The sequence below is a fragment of the Alicycliphilus sp. T452 genome, assembly GCF_054512775.1.
The window spans coordinates 1-10,452 of the sequence record NZ_JBTNEH010000008.1; the positions used below are offsets into that span (position 1 = coordinate 1).

11 protein-coding genes and 1 pseudogene are annotated in these 10,452 nt (G+C 61.5%); 1 reads left to right on the forward strand and 11 read right to left on the reverse strand.

Features of this window, described 5'->3' with window-relative positions:
- Positions 1 to 244: 244 nt before the first annotated feature.
- Positions 245 to 2,356 carry a DEAD/DEAH box helicase gene (locus ACX12L_RS08895; RefSeq protein ID WP_459262318.1) on the forward strand — a complete coding sequence of 704 codons (2,112 nt, stop codon included), beginning with the start codon at positions 245 to 247 and terminating at the stop codon, positions 2,354 to 2,356.
- A 12-nt stretch (positions 2,357 to 2,368) separates the two neighbouring features.
- Here the strand turns inward: ACX12L_RS08895 and ACX12L_RS08900 are convergent, their stop codons facing one another.
- The 11 genes and pseudogenes from ACX12L_RS08900 to ACX12L_RS08950 all read right to left on the reverse strand — a co-directional run bounded on the left by ACX12L_RS08900 (position 2,369) and on the right by ACX12L_RS08950 (position 10,425).
- Positions 2,369 to 3,493: a DNA methyltransferase gene (locus ACX12L_RS08900; protein ID WP_459262319.1), complete on the reverse strand. Its 1,125-nt coding sequence runs from the start codon at positions 3,491 to 3,493 to the stop codon at positions 2,369 to 2,371.
- An 83-nt stretch (positions 3,494 to 3,576) separates the two neighbouring features.
- Positions 3,577 to 3,783, reverse strand: a pseudogene (locus tag ACX12L_RS08905) (lysozyme); the annotation flags it as partial.
- Positions 3,784 to 3,815: 32 nt separating this feature from the next.
- Positions 3,816 to 4,313 (reverse strand): hypothetical protein, encoded by a 498-nt coding sequence (locus ACX12L_RS08910; RefSeq protein ID WP_459262320.1) that lies wholly within the window; start codon positions 4,311 to 4,313, stop codon positions 3,816 to 3,818.
- Positions 4,310 to 4,810: a lysozyme gene (locus ACX12L_RS08915; RefSeq protein WP_459262321.1), complete on the reverse strand. Its 501-nt coding sequence runs from the start codon at positions 4,808 to 4,810 to the stop codon at positions 4,310 to 4,312. Before ACX12L_RS08915 ends, ACX12L_RS08910 begins: the two co-directional genes overlap by 4 nt.
- Positions 4,807 to 5,034, reverse strand: coding sequence for a DUF7940 domain-containing protein (locus tag ACX12L_RS08920; RefSeq protein ID WP_153163440.1), 228 nt, complete (start codon positions 5,032 to 5,034; stop codon positions 4,807 to 4,809). The genes ACX12L_RS08915 and ACX12L_RS08920 overlap by 4 nt, the downstream gene beginning before the upstream one ends.
- A complete protein-coding gene (locus ACX12L_RS08925; protein ID WP_158383889.1) occupies positions 5,031 to 5,336 on the reverse strand; it encodes a DUF6127 family protein in 306 nt (101 codons plus the stop codon). Before ACX12L_RS08925 ends, ACX12L_RS08920 begins: the two co-directional genes overlap by 4 nt.
- A gap of 79 nt (positions 5,337 to 5,415) precedes the next feature.
- Positions 5,416 to 5,637, reverse strand: a complete 222-nt coding sequence (locus tag ACX12L_RS08930) for a hypothetical protein (protein WP_459262322.1) — start codon at positions 5,635 to 5,637, stop codon at positions 5,416 to 5,418.
- Positions 5,630 to 7,648: a hypothetical protein gene (locus ACX12L_RS08935; protein WP_459262323.1), complete on the reverse strand. Its 2,019-nt coding sequence runs from the start codon at positions 7,646 to 7,648 to the stop codon at positions 5,630 to 5,632. Before ACX12L_RS08935 ends, ACX12L_RS08930 begins: the two co-directional genes overlap by 8 nt.
- Positions 7,649 to 7,660: 12 nt before the next feature.
- Positions 7,661 to 8,056 (reverse strand): hypothetical protein, encoded by a 396-nt coding sequence (locus tag ACX12L_RS08940; protein WP_024542011.1) that lies wholly within the window; start codon positions 8,054 to 8,056, stop codon positions 7,661 to 7,663.
- Positions 8,053 to 9,150: a hypothetical protein gene (locus tag ACX12L_RS08945; protein ID WP_459262324.1), complete on the reverse strand. Its 1,098-nt coding sequence runs from the start codon at positions 9,148 to 9,150 to the stop codon at positions 8,053 to 8,055. Before ACX12L_RS08945 ends, ACX12L_RS08940 begins: the two co-directional genes overlap by 4 nt.
- Before the next feature lie 3 nt (positions 9,151 to 9,153).
- On the reverse strand, positions 9,154 to 10,425 hold the full coding sequence (locus tag ACX12L_RS08950; protein ID WP_459262325.1) for a hypothetical protein: 1,272 nt from the start codon (positions 10,423 to 10,425) through the stop codon (positions 9,154 to 9,156).
- Between the last annotated feature and the right edge of the window lie 27 nt (positions 10,426 to 10,452).

Here is a 10,452-nt window from a genome sequence, read left to right on the forward strand (position 1 = left end):
CAATGTGCTCACGTTGATCACTCCTGCTCCCCCGTGCTGAAAAATTCAGCACGATAGAGCGGCAACGTGGCTCAGATTTCAACGTGAACGCGTCCCGAAATGGCCCAGATTTGGAAATGAATCAACACCCCAGGGCAGTCGTGACGTCGCGTTCGATAGCAAGCTGTGGATCTGGTGGGAAGAACTGCAATTTCAGACCAGGAAGCTTGAATCTCATCAGCGCCTAGCTCTTGATTCCGAAGCATTGGAGGCAAGTTACGAGGCTGTACGGCTTACCAATGGCCAGCCAACGGGAGCGCCGAACGAGTACATCTTCGATGTCCTGCCCGGGTCAACCGAAGCCAAACTTGACGACAACGAGGGCTATCTTGCCTTGGGCAAAGAGGGATTCCCTGGGCTTCCACTTCAGCGTGGCAGGGATCTGATTCCCGTCACAGCTCCGCCTTATTCCGGGCAGGGTGACACCATTCTGACCCCATTGTGGTCGGCACTCTCTGTGACGCTGGTTTCATTCGACCGAGGCACACGCAAAGCAGTACTGAAATTAAGCAACTGGCGTGAGGCGGCATTCGCGCCGTACCTGCTGGCCAATTCAACTATCGACCTGCTGAACGATATTTTCATTACCAAGGGCCAAGGCTCATTCAAGTGGTATGAGACGGTCAAAAAAATCTTGGCCTCTGTCGGCAATCCATCGATTGCGGTTGCCGACAGAAATGCTGCCACTGCAATGGGCGCTAACGCAGCAAGGCCAGGTACCGCAGCGATTACTCCGCTTGCTCGCATTCTGTGGGAGGCAGACACCGTCCATGCAACATCGGTTGTTGCCTCGCCTCAGGCTGCATCGGTAGCCGCCTACGCCAAAGCCAAGCACAACCTGAATACCAGCCAGACTGATGCCGTTGCCCACGCCGCAGAAAAAGGCTTGACCATCATTTGGGGGCCGCCGGGAACCGGAAAGACCCAGACGCTTGCCGGATGCATTCATGGGCTCGTTCATGACGCTGTGCAGAGGAGTCAGCCATTGAAAGTGCTGGTCGCTGGGCCGACCTATAAAGCGGTAGAAGAGATCATCGGTCGCGTAGTTGAGGCGCTAGATGCCGACTCAACTTGCCCAGCAGATGTCTTCGTGGGCTATTCCTCGTCGCAGACTCCTAAGCCCTTCGCTGCGTCCAAACCTCATTTGCGTGTTGAATCATTCAATCTCAGCCAAGCCAACCAGGAAACGCAGGACTGCCTCGCTAGTGTGGCGAATACCGAATCAGTCACCATTGTCGCCACTTCGACAATGCAGGCATACAAGCTCGCAGACTGGGGGTTCGGTAGCTGCGTTGGCCCTGTTTTCGACGTTGTGATCGTTGACGAAAGCTCACAGGTTCAGGTCACCACGGCAATATCTCCGCTTGCTACTCTGAAAGAAGATGCGCGACTGATCATTGCAGGCGACCATCTTCAGATGCCACCCATCATGGCTCTGGAACCACCCAAGGGTGCCGAATACTTGGTGGGCAGCATCCAGAAGTACCTGCTCGAACGACCGTTTGGCAATCAGATCACTCCATGTCCGTTGGAAGAGAACTACCGTTCTGCTGAGGACATCGTTGCCTACGCCCGCACCATCGGCTATCGAGCAACCCTACAGGCCGCAAACGCAGCCACGGCGCTTCATTTATTGGGGGCGCCACCAACTCCCACGTCCGGATTTCCTGGAGGCATGCCTTGGTCTCCCTTTTGGCCGCATATTCTGGCTGCAGAGAATAAGGTGCTGACTTTGCTCCATGACGATGACCTCTCGTCACAAAGCAATTCCGTTGAGGCAAAGATCGTCGCTGCCTTGACTTGGTGCCTCAGGCAAACAGTGAGTGCTGAGCTTGATGGACGCGGGCCGGTTACGCACGCGGTGCCACAACCAGATCAGTTTTGGGGACGGTGCATTGGTATCGTTACGCCGCACCGTGCACAGCGCGCGTTGGTGATCCGCGAACTGAGAGCGATATTTCCATCTGACCCACCAGATTTGATCGACTCAGCAGTTGATACCGTTGAAAAATTCCAAGGGGGACAGCGTCACACGATCATCGTGACTTTCGGGGTCGGGGACGCCGATGTGATCATGGGAGAGGAAGCGTTCCTCATGCAACTAGAGCGAACCAACGTCGCCATCTCCCGCGCAATGGCCAAGTGTCTGGTGGTCATGCCGATGACCCTCGCAGGGCACGTCCCACAAGACAAGAAGGCGCTCGAGACTGCGCATGCGATCAAAGACTACGTCGATGAATTCTGCAACCAGGAAATCAGCGATCAGATCTCGCTCGGATCAACGTCGCGGCAAGCGAAACTGCGTTACCACCGATAGCAACTAGCGCAATCAAACTCTTTCGACGTGAAAATCAAATTCGACGGCGGCGGCAGACTCGGCTTTCATCTGATCTGCTTGCCGCTTGCCGACGTCTGCTGATTTCGCCGAACGGGTAGACACCAAGCGCCAATCGACTCCGGACTCCTCCAGCGAGGCTCTAAAGAGTTTCTTTGCATCAACTAGCGCAGATGGAATGATTCCGAATCGGACGTACATATGAAGCGACTCGGACGACGCTGCGCTGATGGCGATATTTTTCCAGACCTTACCGAGCGACGCGGCAAAAACCGGCTGTCCGCCATGATCGAGTTGTGGTCCAGCCGAGTAGTCTATGGAGTCAGCCCCACCCAGGAACCAGTTCCTTAGCCATTGATCCTGAACATACGTCCGCATTCCGTAATAAGGGGGGGACGTGATCACAATCGATGGCGCAACGCTGATCGACTTGAACACCCCTTCCGACTGAGCATCGCCATGTAACACCTGAGATGTCGGACATGGCGACGCTTGCTCAAGCCCCGCCAAGCGTTCGATTTTCCGACGCAGCACCCGGAGCACATCGGTCTTTGGCGCTTTAAGACCCCGCTCTTTCCAAAACCTCACGGCGTAGTCAGGCTTCGACGCGTAAGTCCTCGGCATTTGATTGGAAAAGTAGCCCGCATTCTCGACGTGTTTGGGAAGTGGACCGTGCAAACACCCAAGCGCCGCAGCGCGCAAAATGGACGACGCATCTGTTTCTTCATCGAGACCAAGCAATCCTTCGCGCAAGGCGCAAATATCGCGGAGCGTCGATTGGTGATATGCCGAACGAAAAAATGGCGTATCTGGAATTTCGGTTGGGACAACCTCTGAGATCAACTTTGCAGCAAGCGCGAGAGGCGCCTCAATGTCACAGCTCGCTAACTTGGCTTTCGCAATGGCAACGGCGACGGGCGACGAGTCAATACCCCAGGAAGAGAACCCAAATTGTCGGGCAGAGAATAAGGTTGTTCCCCGACCGCAAAATGGATCGAGAACAACTGGCTTTTCCTTTAGATGCTTCTTGAGGACCCTGTTCGGATACTCGAGCGGAAACATCGTAAAGTAAGGGCAAATTGCGTTCAGCGCATTTTCTTTGTTGTAGGCAAGGGCCACGTTCTTGGTACTTGTGCTTAGCGTCGATTTTGGATATAAGGGGCAGTTTACACGGCTATGGGCGTGTAGGGAACGTTTCGGACTCATAGATCAGGTCTCCCATTCAAGATCAAGCATTCCGCTTCCCTTCGAGCAACCAGCCCTGGCAGGACTCGGCCTCCCCCGTATACCCAGCGCCGCAGCTCCGTGCTGGCGGCGGCCCAGTCCCTCTGGCTCACCCGTCGTCGCAGGGTTGATGTCTGCAAGCGCCCCGCGCCGAGGTTGAACGTGAAGTCCACGGTAGCTGCGATCCACCGCCGGGCTGGTAGCCAGCACTCGATCCTTACCTGATGTTCGCTGTAATTTCGACGATCCACGTCTGCAACGCCCTCAATTGCTCGGCGTTTTCGTGGCAGGTCTGGTAGTTGGCAGCAACAGCTCCGGCGACGGCAGAGAGCGCAATGCCTGCGGCGGCCGCATCAGCATCTCGGGCGGGCTCGGGCAGTTTACCGGCGGCGGCAGCGTCGTGCAGGCGCACAAAGCCACGGTTGATAGTGCAAGCAGAATCGGCTTGAACGGGCACATAGACAGGAACCTCCTTGATGATGGTTTCGCCCTTCTCGCGAACGATGCGGACGCGGTCGACGTACTGGGTGACGACCTTGACGGTGGCTTGCGCCTGCCGCTCGCGGATGGCTGCGGTCTGTAGGGCTTGTTGCTGGACGGCGGCATCCCATTGCGCTTGAACGTGGCTTGCGCCCTTGATCCAGCCGAAGCCGACCAGGGCGACGCCGAGCACCGCGAGTGCCAGCAGCCGGTACGCCCATGGAATCACACTCACGATGCCTCCCCGATGCACTGCCGGTACTCGGCCTCGCGCCGTGTGGCCAACCCGCCGCACAGGCGCGCATTGGCGGGCAGCGCGCAGTTCTTACCCTGGAAGAAGCGCCAGCGCAGCAGCTCGGCACAGGCCCCGGCGTAGTCCTCGGCGTTGAGTTTTCTGACCAGCGTGGACTGGCAGAATGCGCGGCTGCCGACGTTGTAGGAGAAGCTCACCAGGGCGTCGTACTCGTGCTGGGCCAGCGGCACGGTTACGCATTGTTTGAGCGCACCCTCAAACTGCTGCACATCGGTGAGCGCCCGAGCCAGCGCCTTCGGCGGCGTGGTGGTGTCGCCGATCTTCACCCCGGTGGTGGTGCCGAACCCGATGGTCGGCACATCTCCCTTGACCGGAATCACTGCGCGGTCGGTGTAGCCCTCGTGCAGCACGATGCCGACCAGAGCGGCGGCGGACAAGGTCAACGCAGCCACAGTTTTTCGTTGCGGTGGCCGGATCATTGGTGCATCTCCGGCTGCGCCACGATGCGCGCAACGGTCGCGCCGATGCTGGCGGCAAAGGCCAGCAGCACAAACGCGCCGCGCGGCAGTACATCCCCGAACAGCGGCACCACCACTTCAGCCGCCGTGAAGGCAGCAGCCAGCAGCGAGAAGCGGATGCTCCAGGCCCGTCGCAACACGCGTCGCCAGTCGTCCAGAAGGCAGATCTTCGGCTTGGCGGTCATTGGACGCCTCCCATCAGCTTCAACTTGATGGCGGCCCCCACCAGCAGCGCGGCCAGGATGCCGGTGGTCACGACCTTGATGGTGGTCTGCCACGCCGTTCGCCGGGCATCGCGCCACGCTTCCAGCAGATCGCGCAGTTCGCGGATGTCCTTCGCGGCACTGCCGTTCTCCAGCCCGAGATGGGCAAGGCAACGCTCGGCTCCGCGTTCGGCTGCACGGTCGAGCAGTTCGTCGAAGTCCTCGCGGCGCAGCAGGAGCATGTTCTCCACGAGGGCGGCGGGTTGTTGTTCGGGTTCGGTCATTGCAGGTCTCCAGAAATGCGAAACCCGCCTGATGCACGTGGCACCAAGGCGGGTTCAGGGGTGATCAGGAAGATGGGCTTCAGATTTCGATGATTTCCAGCGTCAAGCTGGGTGCGCCGCCTTCGATGACGTCATCACGCACGAACACCTTCTGGCCGATGGCAGCGCTGCCGCGTGCGCGGATCAAGCCGCCGCCGGGCAAGGCGACGGTCACGACGCCGGAGCCGACGCCCACCACCGTGCCCGCCTGCAATGGCGGATCAGGGATGAGCTGGCGGAACTGGTCGTACAGGTTATGCATGGCTCTGCACCCCCAGCGTCTGCCAGACCTCGGGCATTCCGGCCTCGACCTGCGTCGAGCGCACGAGGCCAAGGCGTGTCACGCTGCCGTCCTGGTACTCGACGAACGCGCCCGGTTCGATGATCCCCGTCTCGGCCAGCACCGGAAGGCGCAGGCTGACCTCGATCTGCTGACCGGTGTCGGCCAGCACGGCGATGCCTCGCTGACGCGCAGCCGCCGCCTCGGTGATCAGGCTATCCACCACCATCGGGGCCAGCACATCTCCGGCGCTGCCCGCACGCGTGACTTGCCCGAGCACGCCGAGGTCCTGGCCCGACACGAACACGCGGTTGTAAGCGGGCTTGTCCACCCAGCGCAGCGACTCGCGGGCGACGGCATCCACCGGCAGCACGAAGTCGGGCGTGACGCTGGCCCAGTCCCAGGGTGCTACCGGATAGCGGTGGCGCACGCGAATGCTCTGCTCGGAAGGGTGCGGGATCAGGTAGCCGCCGACCGCACTGGCGATGGCGACCAAGGCTTCGATCCACGTTCCCTGCTTGGTGAACACCCCGGCAGGCACGTTCCAGTCGGTGATGCCCCAATCGATGCTCCAGCCCAGCGGGATGCCGTTGAGCGTGAGTACGTCGTCCATTAACTGCCGCGCCGTGCGCGCCTGCGGTTGCTGGAAGTTCATCACCGGGGCATAGGGCGCGGCCAGTACGGCGTTGCGCCCTCTTCCAGAGATGCGGATGCTCGCGTCGCCGAACACACGCTCGCGGCTGATGCTCTCGGCCAGCACGCGAAACGGCGTGCCGTTGACGCTGGCTACCAGTTCGACCGGGCCGCCGTTGCTTCCGGGGGCGACAAGAGCTTCTGCGGCGGCGGGCAGCAGCGCATCGAAGCCCCACGTCCAGGAGGCGGCATCGAGCGCCAGTGAAAGGCTGAACACTGGCACCGGCAAACCATCGGGCAGCCGGTGCAGCGTCACGTTGTTGATCACGAAATACACCCTCCGAACGGGAACGACCACCGGCTCCCCATCGGGAGGTGGCGGGTCGATGTGGTTTTCACAAACGAACAGCAAGTGGCTGTCCGCAGGGGCCAATGCCGAGAACATCAGGTGGGTACTCGGCGTGTAGCAAGGTTGTGGCGCGGGCGGCTCTGGGATCACCCTGATGCTGATCCCCGGCGGTGGTGGCACGGCATCCTGATACCGGCTACGCCAACCCCACACGAAGGCACTCGCGCTCTGAAAATCACTCCCTTGGCGCTGGGTGCGCTGCCGCGCGGTTTGCCAAGGGCTCACCCGTCCCGCGCGCTTGGTGCGGTCGCCGTCTTGATGACGAAACCCCGTCGCATCGCGCAGGCGGGACGCGTTCTGAAACAAGCTCAGTCGAGCCAATTCGAGATACTTGCCATCCTGATGCGCGAACCACGTCAAGTCGTGGAAGGGCCGAGCCTGTTGCTGGCCCGTTCGATGCTGCGCAGGCAGCGAGGCCAAGACCGGGGGTAACCGATGGTCGACGCCTTGAGGCGCGGCAATCGTGCGCCGCCAGAACGTCTTCCAGCCTGCGGGCGTTGCAGCCGCATCCTGCTGGCCCTGCTTCGCGCCGTCCTCCGTCTGCTTCGCCACCTGCCAGAGGTGCGAAGTCCGACCCACCGTGGGACGCTGCGTGTGCGACGCGTACCTGACCTCTCCGGTGAACACGACGCCGGGCAGGCTTGCGCCAGCACCAGCCCCTACATTCAAGGGCACGCTCGGGCGCAAGACCAGTGACTGCACCGTCAGGCCCGGGAGCTGGGCTAACAACTCGGCCCGTGCCGGTGGGATGAACTTGATCGTGACGACCGGCAGCGGCAGTGTGGCCTGCACCGTCACATCGTCGCGCGGCGCGATGTAGTTGGCCCCGAACACCAAATTGGCGTCGGTGGCGGCAGGTTGATCGAAGAGCAGATCGACCAGGGGCGGACCGACGACTACGGTGACGGCGGGCGCGGGCAACGTGGCGACCAGGGTCACCTCGTTGGACACGGCAGGCACGGCTTACCCCAGGATGGCCGACACCATCCGGGCGTCACCGCCCAGATAGAGGTTGGTGCTGGCCAGTTTCACATCGCCATCGCCGTCGGTACCGCTGCAATCCAGATCCAATGCCGTGACTTCGTTGCCGTTGACCAGCCGCGCCCACGTGGCGACGCCGGTGTTGGTGATCAGACCGTCCTCCTGTTGCGTCAGGGTGAGGAGTCCCCCCGCAATCGTGCCTGCGGGCTTGGTGAGCCTGATCTCGACCAGCATCGCGCTCGCGGGCGTCGTCGCCGGGGTGGCGGGACGCGTACCGCCGTAAATGCGCAGGCGCGCCGGGTTGGTGCCTGCGTCGAGGAAGGCCAAGGTGCCTGCCAGCCGCGCCTCGTTGTGTTCGACAGTGATGGCAACGGTCACGGCATCATCTCCGGGCGTAGGTTGTCCGCGATCACGGCGCGGTACATCTGCACACCGTTTTGTGGGGTGTCGTAACTGACCACGGTGTACCGCTGCGCCGGGTCCAGCAGTTCGAATCGGTAGTTGCCTCCGGTGTCTGACCAGGTCTCGGCGACCAGGACGCGGGTGTTCTCGCTGATGAGCTGAACCCGCCGCGCCAGCGGTTGGTCGGGTTGTCCCTTCTCCTTGACCGTTCCGACGATGAATCCGTGGCCGCTGAAGTGGATGTTCTTGCGACCGTTCGGAATCGGATGGAACTGCCAGTCGTAGCCACCACCTCGGTTCCACAGATTGCTCGACGGGCTGTTGAGACGCGACAAGTCGACCTGGGCATTGACGCCGATGTTGGCGGCGGGGTTGGGCGGCACCGAGGTCGAGCCCCCGGCCAGCGGCAGCAGATCGTCGTCGGCGTTCACGCCCACCGTCGTCGGAAAAGCGGGCAAACCAGACGGGGTGTCGCCTGCGATAGCGTGGACGCGTGCCGTGGCTCCGTACAAAAAGACGCCAGGAATCAGCTTGCCCCGGTAGGCGGCATCGCCAACCTGGAACATCAGCACGCCATCCGCTGTGAACTGGATCAACCGCGCCCAGGGCACGCCGTTGGCATCCAAGGCACCGACTATGACCTCGCAGCGCAGGGTCAACCGCTGGCCGACGTTGAAGGTCGGAGCCACGTCGGCCAACCCAGCGATAGGCCTCGCCCCATCATTGACCCCGCCCGTCACCCCGGCCCCGTCACCGAAACCACTGTTCCAGCGGGAAACGCTCCACCCCCCGTCGAGGTGTGCGAACCGGAAGCCCTCGGAGCCATTGCCAGTGGTCATCCACAGGCCGATGTGTTTGCGGGCGCTTGGATCGGTCAGCAACTCGACGTCGGCCTCGAACCAGAAATCGCCGTGGGCGGTTTCATTGAAACGCAGAATGGACTGGCTGTTGGGAGCCGAGATGTCGATGGATTGCTGCGCGCTGTTGTGCGTCGCGGACATTCCGCCCAGGACTGCGGTGTAGCCGGCGGCAGGCGCAGTGGCGAAGGACTCGCTCAGCGGGTAGCTCATGGCTTACCTCCAAGGCCCGGTGATGTCGAACGCGATCTGCGCACCTTCGGTTTCCGAGCTGTACTGCGTCCTGACCAACAGGAACCTTCTGCCCTCCTGGCCGACGACGTTGTCGACGATGGTCTGGTCGCTGTACGGACGATCCTGGGGCATCCACAGCATTCCAGGCAGGATGCCGCGCATATGGCCATCCTCCTGCCGCACGTAGGTGGGCAGCAGCCACAAACTGTAGTCGGCTCCATTCGGGAACGGCGTCGGGCCCCGGCCGCAGATCTGCTGGCCGTTGTTCGTGTTCAGGGACGTGAGCCCAAACCGCACTGGGTTGCCGAGTTGGGTGTGGTTGCGCAGCAGCACCTTGCCCGTGAAGTCCAGGGACGAGACCAACCCGTAGTCGTTGTACTGCCCCGGGTAGCTCGAATAGCCGCTGCTGCTGTTGCTCCAATAGACGTCTTCAGCGCAAAGCACGGTGCAATAGTTGTCGCCGGGCTTGAAGCTGCTGATATCCCCGAAGCAATACGAGCTCCGCCCGTACCAGCCGTATCCGGCAGCATTGGTGCAGAACAAGAAGAACAGTCGGTCATCGCCGATGAGCACCCAGTTGCGGTTGCCCCCGCCGCTGTCACCAGAGTTGTCGTAGCCACTGGTGCGGCCGTGGTACCACTTGTACCAACCCCACTGGCCAGCTTGAACTTGCTTCCAGTTCTGCGTCGGGTTGTTCGGGTCATAGGGGGCCTGCGCGCCGACGATGGTGTCGATGTCCGACAGGTCTTCGACGATGCCGACGTTGGCCCACTTGGCCCAGCCCGTCGTGTAGTTGGGCGTCTTGAGGCTGTTGTCGATCAGCAGCAGGTTCTGCGGTGACTGCGGGTTCTTGCTGCGGTAGGCAGCCTTGTGAGTCGCCGAGAACGGCTTCTCCCACCCCAGCGGGGCAACCTTGGCCGAGAAACTCGTCGCCGTCGTGGCGGGCGAGACGGGCGTGCCGGTCACTGCATAGGTGAACGTGGTCATCGTCGTCGTCAGAACCCGGAACTGTCCGTTGTATTCGGGCTGCTCAGCGCCAGCGATCTCAACCACCTGAAATGGCCGATAGGCGTGGCCCGAGGAAATGGTCGCCGTGGCGATGCCGTCGGCGAAGGTCAACGTATCGATAGCCTTCAAGGCGAAGCCGTTGATCAGGCACGCATCGAGCATCGTCACCAGATCGCCCCAGTTGTTGGCGATCTGGGGCGCGCCGGTCATGCCGCTGCTGAAGTATTTGACGGTCAGGTCGGTCATAGGAATTCCTGCGAGAAGGGTTCAAAG